Source organism: Aquamicrobium terrae (assembly GCF_040545735.1).
Classification (GTDB): domain Bacteria; phylum Pseudomonadota; class Alphaproteobacteria; order Rhizobiales; family Rhizobiaceae; genus Mesorhizobium; species Mesorhizobium terrae_A.
On record NZ_JBEPML010000011.1, the window covers coordinates 156662 to 178465 of the forward strand.

Here is a 21804-nt window from a genome sequence, read left to right on the forward strand (position 1 = left end):
TCTAGATCCTGATTCCGCGCGCGGCGAGATCGCGTTCGAGCGCGCGGGCATCGGTGAACAGCACCGCCTGCCAGCCGGCGGCCATGGCGCCGTCGACATTCTTCTGGCTGTCGTCGATGAACAGCGCGGCGGACGGCTCGAGGCCGAAACTGGCGGCGTGATGATCGTAGATGGCGCGGTCGGGCTTGATCAGCCCGATTTCGCCGGAAACGGTGATGCCGCGCGGCTTTTCGAGGAAGGGAAAGCGGACCCGCGCTTCCGAAAACGTGTCGGCGGCCCAGTTGGTCAGCATGGTCACGTCATGGCCGCCCGCAACCAGCCGTTCCAGAAGGGCGACGCTGTCGTCATAGGCATGCGGCACCATTTCGTGCCAGTGGCGGCGGAAGGCGCGGATGTTGTCGGCATGGGCCGGATGCTCGGCGACCAGCAGCGCCTCTGCCTCCTCCCACGAGCGGCCGCGATCCTGCTCGATGTTCCAGGCGCTGGTGCAGACATTGTCGAAGAACCATCGGCGCTCCGCCGGGTCCGGGATGATGCGGCTGAACGGAATATCCGGGTCGTAGTGGACCAGCACCTTGCCGATGTCGAAAACGATGTGGCGGATTTCCATGCGTTCATCCCTTCTTTCGTTTCGTTGCCCCGGGAATGGCCGTCTCGATGGCTTTTTTCATGACGGTGGGCAGGGCCTCGCCGGCAAGCTCATGCGGCAGCGACCAGAAATGGCCGGCCGGCGCGCTGCCTTGGAAGCCGGCGCGATAGACGGCCAGTTCCAGCGCGAAATGCGTGAACACATGGGTGATCTGCCCGGCCCGCTCCCATTGCGACGGGAAGGGGGCGGCGGCCGCTGAGGTTTCGCCGTTTTGTCTGGCGGTCCAGGCGGTGGTGGGCACCTCGGTCATGCAGCCGAGCAGGCCCTTTTCGGGGCGCTTGCGCAAAAGCACGGCGCCATCGGCGCGGATCGCGACGAAGGCCGCCCCCTGGCGCGTCGGCTTTTCGGGCTTCGCCAGCTTCACCGGGTAGAGTTCGGGATCGCCGGCGGCGAGCGCGTCGCAATCCTCGCGCAGCGGGCACAACATGCATTTCGGCCGGCGCGGCGTGCAGATCGTGGCGCCGAGATCCATCGTCGCCTGCGCGAAATCGCCCGGCCGGTCGGCCGGCACCATCTGCTCCACAAGAGCGCGGATTTCCGTCTTAGCCTGAGGCAGCGGCGTTTCGATGCGGAACAGCCTGGAAATGACACGCTCGACATTGCCGTCCACCACGGCGGCGGGCCGGTCGAAGGCGATGGAGGCGATGGCAGCAGCCGTATAGGGGCCGATGCCGGGCAGGGCGCGCAGGCCTTCCTCCGTATCGGGAAACGCCGCGCCGCGTGAGGCGACGAGATCAGCGCATGCTTTCAGGTTGCGGGCGCGCGAATAATAGCCGAGCCCGGCCCATGCCTTCATGATGTCGTCATTGGCGGCGGCAGCGAGCGCGGAAACGCTCGGCCAGCGGCCGACAAAGGCATTGAAATAGGACTTCACCGCCTCGACCGTGGTCTGTTGCAGCATAATCTCGGAGAGCCAGACGCGGTAGGGATCGGGCCGCTCGCCTTTCGCGAGCGCAGCGGGGCCTGTCCGCCATGGCAGCTCGCGATGGTGGGCGTCGTACCACTCCAGAAGTCTGGCCGCGATGGCGGGCTTGCGGCTTTTGTCCTGCGGTGCCATTGATCGGGAAATGCCGGTTTCCGGTGCCTGAGGTTCGAGAATTCGTCGCTGGAGTACGCACATGGCAGGGAAACCCTTCGCGGGCAATCCCGTTCCGGTCAGCGATCTGGCAACGGGCATCCTCGATCCGGTGCTGCGCAAACGCGCCGGCATATCGGTGGGCCTCGTCCAGTCATGGGAAGAGATCGTCGGCGAGCGGCTGGCTTCGAGCTGCCGGCCGGAGAAGATCCAGTGGCCGCGCCGCATGCGCGAGGAAGACCCCTTCGAGCCGGCGGTTCTGGTCATCGCCTGCGAAGGGCTGGCGGCGCTCCACATCCAGCACCAGAGCGGCGAAATCATCGGCCGCGTCAACGCCTTCCTCGGCTTCGCCGCCATCGGCCGCATCCGCATCGTGCAGAAGCCGCTGACGGGCACGACGCGCAAGAAGCCGCCAACCCTGCGGCCCCTGTCCGAGCCGGAAAAGGCGAAGCTGGCGCGCACGGTCGGCAAGATCGAGGACGAAGGCCTGCGTGCCGCGCTGGAACGGCTGGGTGAAACCGTACTCGGCCGCAAGAAGCAGGGCTGAGGCGACGCCATCGCGCTTTCGTGATCATGCGGACACGGCTTGATGATTGGCTTGGCTACCGGAATGCCTTAATTGGCCGCGACTCTCGCTTTTACTTGGCTTCACGTTGCACAATCGAAAAACAATCGGGTGATTCGCATGACCTTGTCCCGCAGAACTGTCCTGTCTTCCCTAGCCGTGGTGCCCGCAGGACTCATCCTGTCGGCCTGTAGCGATTCCGGGCAGGAGAGCACCGCCGCCAACGCCGCGCCCGCCTCGGCCGCTTCCGCCGCGCCGCAACCTTCCGGCACGCTGGACATGGCCGAGGTGCTGAAGCCGGGCGCCTTGCCCGACAAGGCCAAGGGCAGCGACGACGCCAAGGTCACGGTGGTCGAATATGCCTCGATGACCTGCTCGCACTGCGCCAATTTCGCCGTCAACACTTATCCCGAGGTGGAGAAGAAGTACGTCGACACCGGCAAGGTGCGCTTCATCCTGCGCGAATTCCCCTTCGATCCGCGCGCCGAGGCCGGCTTCATGCTGGCACGCTGCGCCGGCGACAACTATTTCCCGATGGTGGACGTGCTGTTCAAGCAGCAGCAGAACTGGGCGGCGGCAGAGAACGTCAAGGACGCGATGTTCCAGCTTGCCAAGCTTGCCGGTTTTACACAGGAGAGCTTCAACGCCTGCTTGACGGACCAGAATCTTCTTGAACAAGTGAGGGCTGTCCAGAAGCGCGGTGCGGAGGAATTCAAAATCGACTCCACGCCGACCTTCATCATTAACGGAAAAGTCTACAAGGGGGCTTTGTCGATTGACGAAATCTCGGCGGTCATCGATCCGCTGCTTTGACGTCTCGGCAGCATCGGGGCGGCCCGCCATCGGCGCGCCGCCGTCCCTGATGCACGGCGTCCCGGTTCCTGACCGAGGGCGCGCATGAAGTTCTCGCGCCTTCGCCTGCTTGGCTTCAAGTCATTCGTCGAGCCCGGCGAATTCGTCATCGAGCGCGGCCTGACCGGCATCGTCGGGCCGAACGGCTGCGGCAAGTCCAACCTTGTCGAGGCCCTGCGCTGGGTGATGGGCGAAAGCTCCTACAAGAACATGCGCGCGTCCGGCATGGACGACGTGATCTTTTCCGGTTCCTCCACGCGCCCCGCCCGCAACACGGCCGAGGTGACGCTGTTCCTCGACAATGCCGACCGTACCGCGCCGCCGGTCTTCAACGACGCCGACGAGTTGCAGGTTTCCCGCCGCATCGAGCGCGAGGCAGGCTCGGTCTACCGTATCAACGGCAAGGAAGCGCGCGCCAAGGATGTGCAGCTTCTGTTCGCCGACCAGTCGACCGGCGCGCGCTCGCCCTCGATGGTGGGGCAGGGCCGCATCGGCGAGCTGATCCAGGCCAAGCCGCAGGCACGGCGCGCGCTGCTCGAAGAAGCTGCCGGCATTTCCGGCCTGCATACGCGCCGCCATGAGGCGGAACTGCGCCTGCGCGCCGCCGAGCAGAATCTCGAACGGCTCGACGATGTGGTCGGCGAGCTGGAAGGCCAGATCGAAAGCCTGAAGCGGCAGGCGCGGCAGGCCTCGCGCTTCAAGAACCTGTCCGCCGATATCCGCAAGGCCGAGGCGACGCTTCTGCACCTGCGCTGGAGCGCCGCCAAGGCACAGGAGGGCGAGGCGCGTTCGGCATTGGCCGAGGCGACGTCGCTGGTCGGCGATCGCGCCGCCGCCCAGATGAATGCCGCCAAGGAACAGGCCATTGGCGCTCACAAGCTGCCGGAGCTGCGCGAGGTCGAAGCCGCCGCGGCCGCCGCGTTCCAGCGCCTGTCCATCGCCAGCGCCCAGCTCGAGGAGGAGGCGAAGCGCATCCGCTCGCGCCAGTCCGAACTCGATCGCCGCCTCGAGCAGCTCGACGCCGACATCGCCCGCGAGGAGCGCATGGTGGCCGAGAACGCCGACGTTCTGGAGCGGCTTGCCGAGGAGGAAGCGCTTCTCAACGAGGAGAATGCGGGCGCCGCCGAGCGCGAGGCGGCGACGCGCGCGGCGTTCGAGGCCGCCGCCGAAACGCTTGGCCACAGCGAGGAAAAGCTGGCGCGGCTGACCGCCGAGCGCGCGGAAGCCGCCGCTTCCCGCAATCAGGCCGAGCGTTCGCTGCGCGAAGCCGGCGAACGCCGCGACCGCTTCGCGCGCCAGCTCGGCGAGATGGACCGCGAGCTGTCGGAGATCGGGGCGCGCATCTCCGGCCTGGCCGATCCGGCCGAGAAGAGGCTTCTGGTCGAGCAGGCCGAGGCGGCTCTGGAAGAGGCTGAAGCGGCTGTCGAAGCGTCCGAGCAGGCGGTTGCCGAGGCGCGAGAGGCCGAAAATGCCGCGCGCGGCCCGTTGCAGGATGCGCGGGCGGAACTGGCCCGCATCGAGACCGAGGCGCGCACGCTGGCGAAGATGCTCAATGCCGGCGGCGGTGACCTGTTTCCGGCCGTGCTGGAGCAGATCACCGTCGAGCGCGGCTTCGAGACCGCGCTGGGCGCGGCCTTGGGCGAGGATCTCGACGTGCCGCTGGACCGCAGCGCGCCGGTGCATTGGGGCGATGTCGCGTCTTCGGACAGCGATCCGGCGCTGCCGCAGGGCGTGCGAAGCCTTGCCTCGGTGGTGCGCGCGCCGGGCCAACTGGCACGTCGGCTGGCGCAGATCGGCATTGTGGATGCGGCGGGAGGACCGGTCCTCCAGCCGTCGCTTGCGCCCGGCCAGCGGCTGGTGACGCGTGAAGGCGCCTTGTGGCGCTGGGACGGGTTCACCGCCAGCGCCGATGCGCCCACGGCGGCAGCCCTTCGGCTGGAACAGAAGAACCGGCTGGCTGAACTCGATGCGGAGGCGATTGCCGCGACGCGGGCCGTACGGGCGGCGCAAGAGGTGTTGGCCGCGGCGGAAGCGTCGATCCGCACCCATGCCGAGGCCGAGCGCACCGCGCGGCAGGCGTTGCGCGAGACCCAGGCGCAGCTCGACGGGGCCCGCACCGCGCTGGCGCAGGCGGAGCGCGCCGCCGGCGAGATCGCCAGCCGCCGCGATGCGCTGGAGGATGCGCGCCAGCGGCTGATGGAAGAACTGGAGGAAGCCTCGGCGCTGCATGGGCAAGCCGAGGAGGCGCTGCGCGATGCGCCCGATCCGGGCGATCTGCAGCTTCGGCTGGAACAGGCCGCAGCAATCGTGTCGGACGATCGTGCCGCCCTTGCCGACGCCCGTGCCGTGCATGACGGCCTCAGCCGTGAGGCGGAAGCCCGGTCGCGCCGGCTTCAGGCGATCGAGGGCGAGCGTCGCAACTGGCTGATACGGGCCGAGAATGCCGACAGCCATATCCGCGCCCTGCATGAACGGCGCGCCGAAGCGCTCGAGGAGCGCGAGGCGCTGGCCGACGCGCCGGATGAATTCGACCAGCGCCGTCGCGCGCTGCTGTCCGAGCTTTCGCGTGCCGAAGCGCAGCGCAAGGATGCCGCCGACCGTCTTCAGGAGGCCGAAAACCGGCAGGCCGGACTGGACAAGGCCGCGACGGCCACCATTCAGGGGCTGGCCGAAGCCCGCGAGGCGCGCGCCCGCGCCGAGGAACGGCTGACAGCGGCCGACGAACGGCGGCAGGAGGTCGAGGCGCGCATTCAGGAGGCGCTGAACACGCCGCCGTATCTGGTCATCCGCCACACCGGCTTACAGCCGGACGACCCGATGCCGGACATGGGCAATGTCGAACGCACGCTGGAACGGCTGAAGATCGAGCGCGAGCGGCTGGGCGCGGTCAATTTGCGCGCCGAGGAAGAGCAGCGCGAGCTTGCCGGGCGGCTGGAAACCATAGTTTCCGAGCGCGACGACGTCATCGAGGCGATCCGCAAGCTGCGGCAGGCGATCCAGAGCCTCAACCGCGAGGGGCGCGAGCGCCTGCTGGCTGCCTTCGAGGTGGTCAACGGCCATTTCCAGCGCCTGTTCGCGCATCTGTTCGGCGGCGGCACGGCCGAATTGCAGCTCATTGAATCCGACGATCCGCTGGAGGCGGGGCTTGAGATTCTCGCCCGTCCGCCCGGCAAGAAGCCGCAGACCATGACCCTGCTTTCGGGCGGCGAGCAGGCGCTGACGGCGATGTCGCTGATCTTCGCCGTCTTCCTCACCAATCCGGCGCCGATCTGCGTGCTGGACGAGGTCGACGCGCCGCTGGACGACCACAATGTCGAGCGGTTCTGCAACCTGATGGACGAGATGTCGGCGTCGACGGAGACGCGCTTCGTCGTCATCACCCACAACCCGATCACCATGGCCCGCATGGATCGCCTGTTCGGGGTGACCATGGCGGAGCAAGGCGTGAGCCAGCTCGTATCGGTCGACCTGCAGGAGGCCGAGGCCCTGCGTGAGGCGGGTTGAGAGAATAATTCAACTACAACCTGTAGTAGTTCTCAGGCATTTGGCGATCACGTTCTGTGCAAAGCTGATATCGTTCTTGTTCGGCGCGATTGACGCTTCCGACTTATCGCGCTGATATGAAAGGTGTTTGCAGTCGCGTAACTGTCGATAATGCGACATTCGGTTCGGACAATCCCGATTGTAATAATTTGATGTTGAACTTTTTCTAGTGAATGAGTGTTTACGGTGTTGGCGGGCGATGTTGTTTTGGCTGCCCTGCGGAAAGTCGGTCCCTGGGGGTAGGGACGTTTTGGACTGTCCGCATAGGAGAATTGCGACAGCATGAAATTGCGTGAATTCATAGGTGGGGCGCGGCTGTGGCGAGCCGCAGGCTCCCTGCTCGATGTCTTTACGGCGTTCGCGGCCTTCGTCCTCTCCTACGTCACCGCCTATGGCGAGCGTTTCCTGTTCGCCGTGCCCGGTCTTGAAGAGAAGGCGCTGGGCTTCACCGCGATCTTCATCTGTTTCTTCTGGCTTTTCTCCATGCACCGCGGGTCGTGGCGCTATTTCTCGATCCCCGACATCATGACGATCCTCAAGGTCGTCTCGGCATCGGTGATAGCCTATACGATTGCCGCCTTCCTGCTGACGCGCGGCTCGAACGTGCCGCGGTCGGTGCCGGTGTTGACGCTGATCTATCTGGTTGCCGGCCTGTCGTTCAGCCGGATGACCTATCGTATGGTGATGGAGAGGGCCTTCTTCTTCTGGCCAGGGACGATGAACGGCCGTCAGGGCAGGCCCACGCGCAACGTGCTTCTCTATGGCCTCACCGACAACGCCGAGAGCTTCGTGCGGGCCAACAGGCGCGGCGCGACCAGCGAATTCAACATCGTCGGCATATTGGACGACGGAATTCTCAACCAGGCCCGCATCATCCAGGGCGTCAAGGTCCTGGGCGATTTCGACGAGCTGGAAGCGCTTGCCGACCGTTTCGCGCGGAAAGGGATGCCGATCTCCGAACTGATCGACACCGAATCCGGGCCCAGCAGGCAGCATCTGGCCGAGGTGGTGCAGGCGGCCACCCGGCTGGGCATCAAGGTGTCGCGCATTCCCGACTTCACCGAAACGGCGCTGCTGACGGGCCAGAGCCTGCTTCAGCCGAAGCAGATCGACCTGGGGCATCTGCTGGGCCGGCCGGAGATCGCGGCGGATCTGGAAAGCGTCGCCCGGCTCATCAATGGCCGGGTCGTTCTGGTCACCGGGGCCGGTGGCTCGATCGGCTCCGAACTGAGCCGCCAGATCGCCGAATATGGGCCGTCCGAGCTCATCCTTGCCGACGCTTCCGAATTCCATCTCTACAAGCTCGATATGGAGCTTCGCGAGCACTATCCGCAGATCCGCATGGTGACGAGCCTGGCCAATGTGCGCGACCGCGCCAAGGTGGAGAGCATCTTCGAACGGTTCCGGCCGAACCTCGTCTTCCACACCGCGGCCCTCAAGCATGTGCCGATCGTGGAAGGCAATCCTGTCGAGGGGGTCAAGACCAACCTGCTCGGCACCAGGAATGTCGCCGAGGCGGCCGTCAAATACGGCGTCTCGAATTTCGTGATGATCTCGACCGACAAGGCTGTGAACCCGACCAATGTGATGGGCGCCAGCAAGCGTGCCGCCGAGGCTTACTGCCAGTCTCTGGACATCGCTTGCCAGACGACCTTGTTCACGACGGTCCGGTTCGGCAACGTGCTGGGCTCCAACGGCTCCGTCGTTCCCCGGTTCGAAAAGCAGATCGCCGCCGGCGGCCCGGTGACGGTGACGCATCCCGAAATCACCCGCTTCTTCATGACCATTCCGGAAGCCGTCTGCCTCGTGCTCAACGCGGCGGCCGCCTATGCCGGCAGGAAGCGCGGCGACATCATGGTGCTGGACATGGGCAAGCCGGTGAAGATCGTCCATCTTGCCGAACGCATGATCCAGCTTGCCGGCCTCAAGCCCTATGTCGACATCGACATCGTCTTTACCGGCCTGCGCCCCGGCGAGAAGCTCTACGAGGAGCTTTTCGATCCGTCCGAGGTTTCTCAACGCAGTGAGGACGCTCCTTATTTCGTGGCCTCGCCGCGGGTGATCGACAAGGAGCTGTTCCACAAGACCCTCGGTTTCCTCGAGGGCGCCGTGGAGAGCGAGGACCATGCCCGGGTGGTGGAACTGCTGCGCCACATCGTGCCGGAATTCAGGCCCGGTGCCGTGGTGTCGAGCGATGACGACAACTACGATCCCGAAGCCATTCCCACCGCCGGCAAGGACCGGGAAACGCCTTCCTTTCCGAAGCCTGTCGCATAGTCCGGGACAGTCGCGCGCCCATTTCACCCAGGTGCACCCTGATATTTCCTGTGCCCGCGCCTTCCGGCAAGGGGGTGCGATTTGCACTGCGGCCAAGGTTTCCGGCCCGCTTTTCTGCCAATTTCCGCAGTTTCCGCTAATTCAGGCCTTCTATGCCAATGTATAATGGAATTGTTCCAGCAGGCAGATTCCCTTTTGACTATCTGTAAAGAGAAGCTATGAATATTTGACTATCTGTAAAGAGAAGCTATGAATAATAGCCATGGGGGAACGCCAGTTAGGCGTTGGCATCTGCAAGGGGTTGTTTGATCCTTGCGGAAGTCGAGGGGTTTTGAGTTCAGCATGTCGGACTGGTTTGTTGTCACGACCAAGCCTCGAAAAGAGGTTCAGGCAGCTTTCAATCTGGCCAACCAGGGATTTGACGTGTTCTTGCCGCGGATGCGCAGGACCGTCCGCCATGCCCGTCGCTTTCACATCGCCGTCATCCCGCTGTTTCCCGCCTATCTGTTTCTGGAAGCGTCCTCTGCGGTGCGCTGGCGATCGATCAACGGCACATTTGGCGTGAAACGCATCATCACTGGCGATGATGGTCCCGTTACGGTCGAGCGCGGTTTCGTGGAAGCCCTGAAAAGCCGCGCGAATGACAATGGCGTCGTTGATTTCAGTTCTGAATTGAAGCCCGGTGACAGCGTCGAAATCCTGGATGGGCCGCTGGCGCAGCAAATCGGCCAGCTTGTCGATCTCGATGAGCGTGGCCGGGTAACGGTGTTGATGGAGTTTTTGGCCAGTCGTGTGCCTGTGCAGATGACGGTCGACAGGCTGATGCGAGCCTAGCGGGGCGAGATGTACGACGTGAAGCATGTCCGTTCAAAATGGAGCCCGGTGACGGGATAAGGACATGCGGGGGGCTGAGGCACGTCTGGCGGTTCTGGCGCCTGAGACGTGCCCGTGCGGGGGATAAGACGACACTGGTGCGGTATTTGCACCGGGTGTGCGGTAGCCTTAAACCGAAAAGTCAATGAGGCGATGGGGAGCAGGACGAGCCATAGCTGTATCGGCACAGTGATGTAGCCATAGCTATCCGCCCGCTCGCCCAACATTGGCCGGTAGGTAGCCTTAATCCATGCATATCCGGACTCCGGTTACAGGCAAAAATGCCCTGCCGTTCGAGAACCCGCAGCTTCTCTACTGCTTCGCCATTACACGAACAACTTCCCTTTTCGGGGGAGCCTGACCTGCCACCTTCCGTTCCCAGTCCATGGATGTCCTGACCTGACGAGGCATGACATGATTCCTCTTCAATTGCAACAAATGGTTGCAGATCGCGGTTGCATACATCTACAGATGCGGCTGCGATATCGGCTGCTTGGGGGCCTGCTTCTGGCCGTCGGCATTCCGCTGCTGATAAGGGCGATGGCGGAACCGAAGGTCGTGTACTCCATCAACCTTCAGGTGACGATCACGGCGGCCATCTTCGCCCACATCTCGGGCTATCTGATTTACCGCCGTCTGGATGCGTTTCCAGGTGTCGCCACCTTCGGCACCTTGTTGCCGGCCTTTACCTTGAGCTACGGCTTGGTGTTTCTCGTCATCTTCTTTTTCCGGCTGGACTACAGCCGGTTTCAGGCGGCGGGCTCCTTTCTCATCTCGACATTGTGGTACTTCAGCCTTGCCGCCTCCCTGAACCGCCTGGAGCCCGGCAGGCTGGCGGTGGTCCCCGTGGGAAGTGTCCATCGCCTGGCGGCAGTCAGGGGCGTCGCCTGGCACAGGCTTCAAAGGCCCGGCCTGGTTCCGGGAAGGATCCAGGGCGTCGTGGCGGATTTGCGTGCCGATTTGCCGGATGCCTGGGTTCGCTTCATCACCGGTTGCGTGCTGTCCGGCATGCCGGTCTATCACGTCAAGCAGGTGCTGGAATCCCTGACCGGCCGGGTAGAGATAGAACACCTGTCCGAAAATACGCTGGGGTCCCTCCATCCGAACCAGGCCTACAGCAGGATCAAGCAGGCCGCCGACTGGCTGGTCGCTCTGGCCGTCCTGATCGTGGCATCGCCGCTGCTGCTCATCGTGGCGCTTTTGATCCGGCTCGACTCGCCGGGACCGGCCCTGTTTCGCCAGCAGCGGGTCGGTCATCGAGGAGCGGTGTTCACGCTCTACAAGTTCCGCACCATGCGCGACGATCGCGGCGGCCCCGTAACCGCGCGGGAGAAGGCCATAACCCGGGGAGACGATCCGCGCATCACCCGCATCGGGCGCGTTTTGCGGCGCACCCGTCTCGATGAACTGCCGCAGCTCTTCAACATATTGCGCGGCGAGATGAGCTGGATCGGACCTCGCCCCGAGGCGCTGATGCTGTCCCTGTGGTACGAGAAGGAACTGTCGTTCTACCCCTATCGCCATATCGTGCGGCCCGGCATCACCGGCTGGGCGCAGGTCAACCAGGGCCATGTGGCGGCCATCGGTGACGTGCACGAAAAGCTTCATTACGACTTCTACTACATCAAGAACTTCTCGCCCTGGCTCGATCTGGTCATCGTCATGAGGACCATCCGGATCATGCTGACCGGCTTCGGTGCGAAGTAAAGAAAGCGCAACGACACAGCCGCGATGAAAAGTGACGGCGAGGACATGTCGCTGGCCACCGCGCTGTCGGTGCTGTTCGGCCGGTTGACGCCTTCGCGCCGCCGGGCCTTCGCGCCGCTTATGGTCCTGATGCTGGCGGGTGCCTTGGCCGAGGTCGTGACCATCGGCACGGTGGTGCCGCTTCTGGGCACGGTCGCCCTGCCGGCAAGCAATCCCGGTGGCGGGCCTGCCGTTTTATGGTCCGGGCACATCATGGCAGCCCTGTTTGCAGGAGCGGCGCTCATGGCGGCTGCCTTGCGACTGGCGCTCCTGTGGGCCAGCAACAGGTTCGTCTACGGCGTTTCCTGTGAACTGGGCGTGAGGCTCTATGCGGATACGCTCGCGCAGCCCTATTCCTATCACGCCCAGCACAACTCCAGCGAAATCCTCGCCTCGGTCAATAAGGTCCAGATGGTCACCAGCCATGTGCTGCTGCCGCTGATGTACGGGGCCATCGCGGCGGTGATCGGCCTCGCCATCATTGCCGGCCTGATCGTGATCGACCCCATGGTGGCGCTGGTTTCGGGAACGGGTCTGGCGCTCATCTATCTTGTCGCGTCCTTCGCCGCGCGCCGGGGTCTGCGCCGCAATGGCGCGGTCATCGCTCGTGCGCAGGACAGGCGTGTGCAGACCATGCAGGAAGGACTGGGCGGCATCCGCAACGTGCTGCTCGACCGGTCGCAGGCCGTGTTCGTCGAGGCCTACGAACAGGCGGAGGCCGGCTTCAGCGGGGCGCGGACAAGGAACGCCGTGCTCGCCGGGGCTCCCCGCTTCATCGTCGAGGCGATCGGGATGGTGCTGATCGCCATGATCGCCGTTGTGGTGGTTCAGCGGCCCGGAGGGCTGGCCGCAGCCGTGCCGGTGTTGGCCGCGCTTGCGCTCGGCGCGCAAAAACTGCTGCCGCTGATCCAGCAGGTCTATAACGGCTGGGCGATGGCGATGGGCAACAGGCAGGTTCTGACAGATGTCGTGGAACTGCTGGGCCGGCCGGTTCCGGCAGCGGTGGTCGGGAATGTCCCGCTGCCGTTCAACCATGCCATCAGCCTCGAAAACATCTCCTACGCCTATCCGGGCAGCCCGGCGCCGGTGCTCCGGGGTGTCAATCTCGACATACCGCAGGGGGCGAGGGTCGGCATTGCCGGCAAGACCGGCAGCGGCAAGTCGACCTTGGTGGATCTCGTTCTGGGCCTGCTGGAGCCCGACGCCGGTGTGATCCGCATCGATGGCGTGGCGCTGACGGCGGCGAACCGACCCGCCTGGCAAAGGAACATCGCCCATGTGCCGCAGGCGATCTATCTTGCCGATGCCAGCGTGGCCGAGAACATCGCCTTCGGCGTCAGGCCGCAGGACATCGACCGCGAAAGGGTGCGCCATGCCGCCGAGCAGGCCGAGCTTGCCGATGTGGTCGCGGCGCTGCCGCAGGGCTACGACACGCGGGTGGGCGAGGGCGGCATCCGGCTTTCCGGCGGCCAGCGCCAGCGCATCGGCATTGCACGCGCGCTCTACAAGCAGGCGCGGGTGCTGGTGTTCGACGAGGCGACCAGCGCGCTCGACATGGAAACCGAAAGCGCCGTGATGGCGGCCATCGAAAGGCTCGGCAACGACCTCACGATCCTTGTTATCGCCCATCGGCCGGGCACGCTGGAAGGCTGCGACATGGTGGTGAGGCTGGACGGCGGGACAGTCTCGCGTGCCGGGTGCCGCCCTGTCTTTTCATGGGGCTGAAACCGCAGGCCGTGGGAAAACTGCTGATAATCACCTCGAATTTCTTCCCCGATCCCGTCGTCGGGGCGGTTAGGGCCACGCAGTGGGCAAGGCTCCTGCCTGAGCATGGCTGGCAGGTGGACGTGGCGCGCAAGCACCATGGATATTCCGCGACCGGGGCGGAGGTGTCGGAAGCCGTCCATCCCCATATCAAGGTTCATTTCATAAGCGATGCGCCGTCCCCCTTCACCGCTCGGCGTCTCGGCCGGCTGGGGCCGGCCAAGAACGCCTTTGCTGGCTTCATGGGGCGTTTCATGGCGCCGGATACCGGCATCCTGTTCTGGACGACGGCGGGCGACAGGCTGGCAAGGCTTGTCGGGGAAATCCGCCCCGATGCGGTGATCACGACCGGACCGCCGCATTCTGTGCATACGGCTGGCATGCGCCTGAAAAAGTCATTTCCCGATCTGTGCTGGGTGGCCGATTTCCGGGATGTGTACCACGCCCATATGCGCCGAGAGGCCGGATGGATGGAGTGCTGCAAGACCCGTGGAAGCCTTCGCCATGAAGCGGAGGTCTATCGGGCGGCCGATCACATCACCTGCACGTTTCCGGCTCACAAGAGATGGATCGCAAGGCGGTTTCCCGCCGTCGCCGGCAAGACGACGGTGGTGACGAATGGCGTTCCTTCCGAAATCGCCCCGATGGAGCCTTCCCACGAACCGGGACGGCAGACCGGCTGGATCAAGGTCGTCGGCTTCTCCGAGGCGCCGGAGACGGTCGCCCTTGCCAGCGCCGTCGCCGCTGTTCGGCGCTCGGGGGAGACCATCGGTCTTCGGATTGTCGGCCGGCCCCCGTCGGTCAGGCCGGAGATCACGAAAATCCTCGGGAGTGGGGCTGAATTCACGGGCATGGTTGCACATGCGAGGGCGCTCGAGGAGATCGCCTCGGCCCGGATTCTGGTCACGGTGTTGAGCGAGCAGCGAAGCCGCATCCCTGCGATTGCAAGCAAGCTCTTTGAATATCTCGCCATCCCAGCGCCGGTGATCGTCCTCAACCCGTCGAACGCGGCCCGCACCATGTTCTCCAGGCTTTCGGGCTTGTGGATGCTGACGAAGCCAGCGCCCGCCGGGATCGAGGCCGCGATCCTGGCCGCGTTGCGCGCCCCGGAAGACGAGTTGAGGCGTCGCGCGCTGCTTGTCCGGGAAAGGTGGAGCCGGAGCGCGCAGGCGGCACAACTGGCCTCGATACTCGATGACCTTGTGAAGAAGCGCGATGTCTCCCTTGAAACCCGGCAGGCGGCGCCGGGCGAATGAACCTGCGCCGCCCTATGCGTGACCACGCAACCGGACCGTCAAGCTCCCGCCATGCCCACCCACGCGGTTCCATTCCAGAACTCGGGCTCATGCGTGCTCGTGTTGTAGACCATCAGGCCCTCGGCCGGGGAAGCGATCGCGTCCCGGTGGGCGCTGTCCATGCGCGGCGGCAGGAAGCCGCGACTGGTGCTGGCCACTTCGAGATGGGCGGAGGCATGCGGCGTCTGGGTGCCGAGGCCGATGCGCATGTCCGACTGGATCGACATGGCCACCTGGGCCGTGCCGGTGAGATAGCGGAACTCGAAGCGGTTGGTGTTGTAGGTGACGCCGAAGTCCCAGCGGCGGATCGAGGGGTCGGTGATGTTGTCCGAACCGTCGCCTACGGCCAGTTCCACCGTCGCCGAATTGCCTGCCGTCTGCCTGCGCCAGACACGGATGACGGCGGCGGGGTCGATCAGGCTCAGCACCCGACCGGTATTGCCGGGCGTGCCGCTGGTCAGCCGGGCCTGGGTCACTGCGCTACCGAGCGCCATCGCTCCTGCCACATGCGCGGTGGCAAGCGGTTCGGACGTACCGACGCCCAGACGGGCCGGCGTCGAGACATTGCCCGTGGCCCGATCCGCCACCAGCGCCGTGTTCCAAAGCGACCCGTCGGCGGAAACCTTGATGGAAAAATCGTCGGTGCCGGCAAGGCCCATCTCGGCGCGCCCCGACCATGCGGTCTGGAACAGCAGCGAGGCGGTGGCGCCGGCTTCGGCCTTGTTGATCTTGAGCTGGTGGCCTCCGCCGTCATGGGTCAGCAGCGTGGCCGGGCTTGCCACGGCCAGCCGGTTCGTGGCGTCGGCGCTGGTGTTGAGGCCGAGCAACGGCAGGGTTTCCGGATCGGGCGCCGCCGGAACCCAGCCGGAACCGTCATGCACCAGAAGCGCTGCGGCTGCCGCGTCCCAGATGACCCAGCCCGCGCGAGGTTCGTGGAAATTCCAGGCACCGTCCTGAAAGGCGGCGATGTGGCCGGCCCGGCCGGCGAACGCGCCCGCCGGTTCCGCTCCCAGCGCATGGCGCTGGCCATCGGCGGGGTCGTCGGGCGGGTCGGTTCGGCCGCTGTCTTCCACCTTGATGTGCAGGATGGCGTCGAGCATTCGCAGCGCCTCGTTGTGGGTGACATGCTTCTGCGCCTGCGAGGGCATGATGTAGGGAAGCTTCAGCAATGCGGTAGTCTCGTCCATGGTCGTCGTCGCCTTTCGCCGCTCGTTCGGCGGAAGTGTAGGCCGGCCGGCGGGAGCGTGGATAAAACGGCGGGCAAGGGCGGATCCGGATCGTGGCCGTGACGATCCCGAACCGGGCAGCGTTGCCTCGCCCGAAGGTCATGCCAATCGGGTTTCGGGAGGCAGCGCCTCTTGCCGTCATGCTGGCCATGCGCCTTGCGTCCGGCCCCACCGCCGATTTCAGCTACCTTGTGCTGGCCGGCTATGCCTTGTTCGGCCGCGCCCATGCCATTCGCGCGCTGGGGCTTTCATGGCTCTTCACAATGATCAATCCGGGCCTTGCTCCGGAAGTGGACGCCGCCACGGTCGGGCGCCATGCCGTGCTTTTCGCGGCGGCGGCTTCCGCGATGCTGCACGGCAATCTGCGCAGCGGTAGTTTGCATATGCGTCCGTTTGCCTTTGCCACGCTTCTGCTCGGCCTGTTCATCGCCCTGCACTCGATGCTGTTCAGCTCGATGGCGGATGTCTCCGTGCTGAAGGCAACGGCATGGGTGCTGGCTACGGCGACCTCGGTTTCCCTGTGGAGCGGGCTTTCGGGCCGACAAGGAGAGAAGGTGGCCCGCCAGTTTTTCCAGGGGCTGGTGGTCATCCTCCTCGCAAGCCTGCCGTTGGCGGCAGCGCCCCTGGGTTACCTGCGCAACGGCACCGGTTTCCAGGGCATCCTCAACCATCCGCAGGCCTTTGGCGCGACCATGGCTCTGCTGTGTGCATGGGCCATGGCGCGCCTGCTGGCAGAGGAGCGGCCGCGATGGTCGCTGTTTGCCGTGGCCGGCGCATCGCTGGCCTGCATCTTCCTGTCGGAGGCGCGCACCGCCGGCCTCGCCCTTGGGCTGGGCGTGGCGCTTGCCGTGTCGCTTGGGCTGATCCTTGCCCGCGAACCTGTTCGCCACGCGCTTCCGGGCCTGCGCAGCGCACGCTTCTGGATGGTGACGGGGATGGTGATTGCAGCCGGGGCTTCCATGGCGCCGGCCGTCGTCGCCACGGTCCAGAACTATGTCACCAAGTCCGGCCGGGCGCAGGCGGGCGGCGTCGAGGTGACGGGGCTTCTGCAAGCCTATGATCGTTCGCGCGGGCGCGTGGTGGACGCCATGCTGGACAATATCGGAAAACATCCGCTGACAGGCATGGGCTTCGGCATCGCTTCCGAACCGGCGCTGATGGAGGTGAAGAGGGATCCCGTGCTCGGCCTGCCGGTCGGCGCTTCCGTGGAAAAGGGCGTGGTGCCGCTTATGGTGCTGGAGGAACTCGGGATTTTCGGTGCGGTGCTGGTGGCTCTGTGGCTGCTGTCACTGCTCAGGGCAAGCGCTCGCGGCGGCGTGGCCGCCCTGGCGGTCTGCCTCACCGCATTGCTGCTCAACATGGGCGAGGCCATCCTGTTTTCCCCCGGTGGCATGGGGCTGCTACCCCTGATCCTGTTTGGCTGGGCGTATTCCTGCGGTTCTGCCTTGCTGCGGAAGGCGTGATGGCGGGCGCGGTCTGGTTCTGGCAGCGCATGGTCTCGCCGCATATGGCCGGGCTGGCGGCAGCCCTGGCTGCGCGCGGCCGAAACGTCACCTATGTTGCCCAAGCGGAGATGTCGGCGGCTCGCAAGGCGCAGGGCTGGCACGTGCCGCCGCTGGGCGACGCGCGATTGCTGCTGGCGCCGACCGCCGATGCGGTGCGCCGATTGGTCGATCGCGTGCCTGACGGTAGCCTCCATATCTGCCAGGGGCTCAGGGGAAACGGGATGATTTCCATTGCCCAGCGGCAGCTTGCCGCCCGTGGGCTGGTGCAATGGGCGGCCGTGGAAGCAGTGGACGATGGCGGATGGCGGGGCTGGTTCAAGCGGCTCGCATATCGCCGCCTGATCGAAAACCGGCGTGCGTATCTGCAAGGCGTTCTGGCCATCGGCCACACCACCTCGCCATGGCTGGCCGCACGCGGGCTAGCGGCCGAAAAAGCGGTTCCCTTCGCCTACTTCCTGCCTGACCGCGTTCCGGACACGGTCGCGGATTTTGATGCCGGGCCGAAGTTCCGTTTCCTGTTCGTTGGCCGGTTTGTCGAATTGAAGCGGCTGGACCTGCTGGTTGCGGCGCTCGCAGCCCTGCCGGACAGGGCTTTTGAACTGGTCGTGGTGGGTTCCGGGCCGCTGGAAGAAAAATTGCGGAAAACGGCGGCCGAAAAATTGCCGGGGCAGGTGCGCTGGCTGGGCCGGCGGCCCATGGCGGAGGTTCAGGCGCACATGGCGCGGGCGGATTGCCTCGTGCTGCCCAGCCGCTACGACGGCTGGGGCGCGGTGGTGTCCGAAGCGCTCATGGCCGGCACGCCCGCCATCTGCTCCGATGCCTGCGGCGCCGCCGGCGTGGTGCTGGCCAGCAATCATGGCGGCGTGTTCCCATCGGGTGATGCCCCGGGTCTGGGCAGGCTGCTGGCCGAAGCCATGGCGAAAGGCCGGCAGACGCAAGATGAGCGCCGTCGGTTGGCCGCGTGGGCGCGCTGCCTCGGCGCAACCGACGGCGCCGCCTATCTGGACGCACTTCTTTTTCCTCGAACGAATGTCATGCCGCGGGCGCCATGGGCTCCGGCCGGGAAGTGCATCGAACCGGCATGAGCGAAGCCGCAAGCGCACGTCCGGTCGTGCTGGTTTTCCTGCGCTGCTACCTGCCGGGCTATAAATCCGGCGGGCCAGTCCGCACCATCGCCAATCTGGTGGAGGCTCTGGGAGACGAGCTGGATTTCCGCATCGTTACCTGCGACCGTGACGCGACCGACACTAGGCCTTACCCCCAGATCGATGCTGCAAGCGGCTGGCAGCGGATCGGCAAGGCGAAGGTGCTCTATCTCGCGCCGCGGCAAAGGGGCTTGTCGCGGATCGCGCGGATATTGCGGGAGACGCCGCACGAAACGCTCTATCTGAACAGTTTTTTCGATCCGGACTTCACCGTGAAGCCGCTTCTCGCGCGCCGGTTCGGGCGTGTCCCGAAAAGCAGATGTGTCGTTGCCCCGCGCGGCGAGTTCGCCCAGGGCGCGCTTGCCCTGAAACCGGCCCGCAAGAAGGCGTTCCTGGCGCTGGTCGGGGCGTTCGGCCTGTATCGCGACCTGGAATGGCAGGCGTCGACCGCGTCCGAGGCCGCCGACATCCGGCGCACGCTGGGGCCGCTCGCCTGTAATGTCAGGATTGCGACCAATCTGCCGGAGATCGCCGAGCCCCGGACAACCCTTGCCCGCCCGGCCCTCACCCGCCCAACCCTTGCAAGCGACCCGTTGCGCGTCGTTTTCCTGTCGCGCATCTCGCCGATGAAGAACCTCGATTTCGCTCTGGAGGTGCTTCGTCGCGTTCGGATGCCCGTTCGCTTCGACATCTATGGCCCGGTTCGCGACGAGGTTTACTGGGCGCGCTGCAAACGACTGATCCGCAAACTTCCGCGCCATGTGCAGGCCAGCCATCGCGGCAGCGTGGAGCATGAGCGGGTTCGCTCCGTCCTTGCCGGCTACGACCTGTTTTTCCTGCCCACACTGGGCGAAAACTACGGTCACGCCATCCTCGAAGCTTTTGCCGCCGGGGTGCCGGTGCTGATTTCCGATGCAACGCCGTGGCGCGATCTGGAAGAGATCGGCCTCGGCTGGGACCTTCCGCTTGGAAATGCAGACCTTTTTGCAGGCAGGATCGACCACATGGCGCGCCTGCCGGCTGCCGTGAAAATGCAAATGAGGGTTCGCGCGGTCGCCTTCGCCGAAAGCCGGGGAACCGATGCCGCCGCGCTCGAAGCGAACCGCAAGCTCTTCACCTGCCTGTCGCAATCATGAGACAAATCCTGCAATCGCTTAAAACCGGCGCGATCGAGCTTGCCGAGGTGCCGTGTCCCGTCGCCGGGCGCGGACAGGTGCTGATCCGCTCATCGTGCACGCTGGTATCGGCCGGCACCGAGCGCATGCTGGTCGATTTCGGCAAGGCGGGCCTGATCGGCAAGGCGCGTCGCCAGCCGGACAAGGTGCGGCAAGTGCTCGACAGGATCAGGACGGACGGGTTGGCGCCGACGCTGGAGGCCGTGCGCAACAGGCTCGACCAGCCGCTGCCGCTTGGCTATTGCAATGTCGGCCGGGTGCTGGAGGCCGGTTCCGGCGTCACCGGCTTCCCGACCGGCCAGCGCGTCGTCTCCAATGGCGGCCATGCCGAGGTGGTTGCGGCTCCGGTCAATCTCTGCGCCAGGGTTCCCGATGCGGTGTCGGACGACGAGGCCGCCTTTGCGGTGGTCGGCGCGGTTGCCCTTCAGGGCATAAGGCTGGCGCAGCCGACCTTGGGCGAAGCGGTGGTCGTAAGCGGTCTCGGCTTGATCGGGCTGCTCGCCGTGCAATTGCTGCGCGCCCATGGCTGCCGGGTGCTGGGCCTCGATGTCGATCCGGCAAGGCTGCGGCTCGCGGAAAGCTTCGGGGCCGAGACCTTCGATCTTTCGACCGGGGCCGGCCCGATGGCCGCCGCGCACAACTTCTCCCGTGGGCGCGGCGTCGATGCCGTCCTCGTCACAGCCTCGACCCGCAGCAGTGGACCCGTGCATCAGGCCGCGCAGATGAGCCGCAAGCGCGGCCGCATCGTGCTCGTCGGCGTCACCGGGCTCGAATTGTCGCGCGCCGATTTCTACGAGAAGGAGCTGAGCTTCCAGGTATCCTGCTCCTACGGCCCCGGCCGCCACGATCCGGGCTACGAGGAAAAGGGGCAGGACTATCCGGCGGGTTTCGTGCGCTGGACCGCGCAGCGGAATTTCGAGGCCGTGCTCGACATGATGGCGGACGGCCGGCTCGACGTAAGGCCGCTGGTCTCGCACCGTTTTCCGCTTTCCGGGGCCGGCAGGGCGTATGAAATCCTCGCGGGCGAAGGGCCATCGCTTGGAATACTCCTCGATCATTCGGCGATGGAGCACGCCGAACCGGCCATTCACCGCGTGGTGGCGTTGCGGCCGCCGGCGCCGGCTGGTGCCGGCAAGGTCGCCATGGGTTTCATAGGGGCGGGAAGACATGCCGGCGCGGTTCTGGCGCCCGCCTTCAAGGCGACGGGCGCGCGTCTGGTGACCGTCGCGTCACGGGGCGGGGTCAGCGGCCTTCATGTCGGGCGCAAATTCGGTTTCGGGAAGGCAACCACCGATAGCGCCGAGGTGCTGGAAGACCCGGCGGTCGACGCGGTGGTGATCGCCACGCGCCATGACAGCCATGCGGACCTCGTTTGCCGCGCGCTGGCTGCTGGCAAGCATGTTTTCGTGGAAAAGCCGCTGGCCCTTGCGTGTGACGGGCTCGATGCCATCGAGGCCGCGCGCGATGCGGCCGCGGGCGCCGGTATCGCGCCTGTCGTCATGGTCGGCTTCAATCGCAGGTTCGCACCCCATATACGCAAGATCAGGAGCCTGCTTGGGGACGCGCCCGGGCCGAAGGCGTTCGTCATGACGGTCAATGCGGGGCCGGTTCCGGCCAGTCACTGGACACAGGACCCGGAAACGGGTGGCGGGCGCATCGTCGGGGAAGCCTGCCATTTCATCGACTTGCTGCGCCATCTCGCCGGTGCGCCCATCAGTGGCTACGATCTACGAGCCATGGATGGGCCGGCCGGCGATACGGTCATCATCACGCTGACCTTCGCCGACGGCTCGCTCGGTTCGATCCATTATTTCGCCAACGGCTCGAGGCGCTTTCCCAAGGAGCGGCTGGAAGTGTTTGCCGGCGGCGGGGTTCTCCAACTGGACAATTTCCGCCGTCTGCGTGGCTTCGGCTGGCCCGGCTTTCGCAGCATGAGCCTGTGGCGGCAGGACAAGGGTTGGAAAGCTTGCGCCCTGGCCTTCGTGCGGGCGGTGGAGCAGGGTGGGGAAGGGCCGATCCCGTTCCGCGAATTGCTGGAGGTCGGCAGGGTGACGGTCGAGCTTGCGGCGGCAGTGCCGGGAAGGGGTACGGGTCGCTGCCCCTCATAGACATCG

Annotated in this window: 15 protein-coding genes; 12 read left to right on the plus strand and 3 right to left on the minus strand. The window is 65.5% G+C overall.

Features of this window, described 5'->3' with window-relative positions; all coding sequences use genetic code 11:
• Position 1: 1 nt before the first annotated feature.
• Together ABID37_RS16535 and mutY are read right to left on the minus strand one after the other, a co-directional pair.
• Entirely contained in the window at positions 2–610 is a 609-nt protein-coding gene (locus ABID37_RS16535; protein ID WP_354196716.1) for an HAD family hydrolase, read from the minus strand.
• A 4-nt stretch (positions 611–614) separates the two neighbouring features.
• On the minus strand, positions 615–1706 hold the full coding sequence (gene mutY / locus ABID37_RS16540; protein ID WP_354196718.1) for an A/G-specific adenine glycosylase: 1092 nt from the start codon (positions 1704–1706) through the stop codon (positions 615–617).
• Positions 1707–1767: 61 nt separating this feature from the next.
• Here mutY and ABID37_RS16545 point away from each other — a divergent pair, with 61 nt between their 5' ends.
• The 8 genes from ABID37_RS16545 to ABID37_RS16580 all read left to right on the plus strand — a co-directional run bounded on the left by ABID37_RS16545 (position 1768) and on the right by ABID37_RS16580 (position 14600).
• Positions 1768–2271: a DUF721 domain-containing protein gene (locus tag ABID37_RS16545; RefSeq protein WP_354196720.1), complete on the plus strand. Its 504-nt coding sequence runs from the start codon at positions 1768–1770 to the stop codon at positions 2269–2271.
• Between the two features lie 138 nt (positions 2272–2409).
• Entirely contained in the window at positions 2410–3102 is a 693-nt protein-coding gene (locus ABID37_RS16550; RefSeq protein WP_354196783.1) for a DsbA family protein, read from the plus strand.
• 84 nt (positions 3103–3186) lie between these two features.
• Entirely contained in the window at positions 3187–6645 is a 3459-nt protein-coding gene (gene smc / locus ABID37_RS16555; protein ID WP_354196722.1) for a chromosome segregation protein SMC, read from the plus strand.
• 321 nt (positions 6646–6966) lie between these two features.
• Positions 6967–8961, plus strand: a complete 1995-nt coding sequence (locus ABID37_RS16560) for a polysaccharide biosynthesis protein (RefSeq protein WP_354196724.1) — start codon at positions 6967–6969, stop codon at positions 8959–8961.
• Between the two features lie 342 nt (positions 8962–9303).
• On the plus strand, positions 9304–9795 hold the full coding sequence (locus tag ABID37_RS16565; RefSeq protein WP_354196725.1) for a transcription termination/antitermination NusG family protein: 492 nt from the start codon (positions 9304–9306) through the stop codon (positions 9793–9795).
• Between the two features lie 510 nt (positions 9796–10305).
• On the plus strand, positions 10306–11541 hold the full coding sequence (locus ABID37_RS16570; RefSeq protein WP_354196727.1) for an exopolysaccharide biosynthesis polyprenyl glycosylphosphotransferase: 1236 nt from the start codon (positions 10306–10308) through the stop codon (positions 11539–11541).
• Positions 11542–11565: 24 nt separating this feature from the next.
• The gene (locus ABID37_RS16575) at positions 11566–13305 is read left to right on the plus strand and encodes an ABC transporter ATP-binding protein (protein ID WP_354196729.1); all 1740 of its coding nucleotides are present in this window, start codon (positions 11566–11568) and stop codon (positions 13303–13305) included.
• A gap of 11 nt (positions 13306–13316) precedes the next feature.
• A complete protein-coding gene (locus ABID37_RS16580; protein ID WP_354196731.1) occupies positions 13317–14600 on the plus strand; it encodes a glycosyltransferase family protein in 1284 nt (427 codons plus the stop codon).
• A gap of 38 nt (positions 14601–14638) precedes the next feature.
• Here the strand turns inward: ABID37_RS16580 and ABID37_RS16585 are convergent, their stop codons facing one another.
• Complete coding sequence (locus ABID37_RS16585) at positions 14639–15826, minus strand: DUF2793 domain-containing protein (protein ID WP_354196733.1); 1188 nt, start codon at positions 15824–15826, stop codon at positions 14639–14641.
• Positions 15827–15966: 140 nt separating this feature from the next.
• Here ABID37_RS16585 and ABID37_RS16590 point away from each other — a divergent pair, with 140 nt between their 5' ends.
• Genes ABID37_RS16590 through ABID37_RS16605 form a run of 4 tightly spaced genes read left to right on the plus strand, consistent with a single transcriptional unit; the run spans position 15967 to position 21798 of the window.
• Positions 15967–17328 carry a hypothetical protein gene (locus tag ABID37_RS16590; protein WP_354196735.1) on the plus strand — a complete coding sequence of 454 codons (1362 nt, stop codon included), beginning with the start codon at positions 15967–15969 and terminating at the stop codon, positions 17326–17328.
• A complete protein-coding gene (locus ABID37_RS16595; RefSeq protein WP_354196737.1) occupies positions 17328–18455 on the plus strand; it encodes a glycosyltransferase family 4 protein in 1128 nt (375 codons plus the stop codon). The genes ABID37_RS16590 and ABID37_RS16595 overlap by 1 nt, the downstream gene beginning before the upstream one ends.
• The gene (locus ABID37_RS16600; protein WP_354196739.1) at positions 18452–19651 is read left to right on the plus strand and encodes a glycosyltransferase family 4 protein; all 1200 of its coding nucleotides are present in this window, start codon (positions 18452–18454) and stop codon (positions 19649–19651) included. Before ABID37_RS16595 ends, ABID37_RS16600 begins: the two co-directional genes overlap by 4 nt.
• Positions 19648–21798 (plus strand): bi-domain-containing oxidoreductase, encoded by a 2151-nt coding sequence (locus tag ABID37_RS16605; protein WP_354196741.1) that lies wholly within the window; start codon positions 19648–19650, stop codon positions 21796–21798. Before ABID37_RS16600 ends, ABID37_RS16605 begins: the two co-directional genes overlap by 4 nt.
• Positions 21799–21804 lie beyond the last annotated feature (6 nt).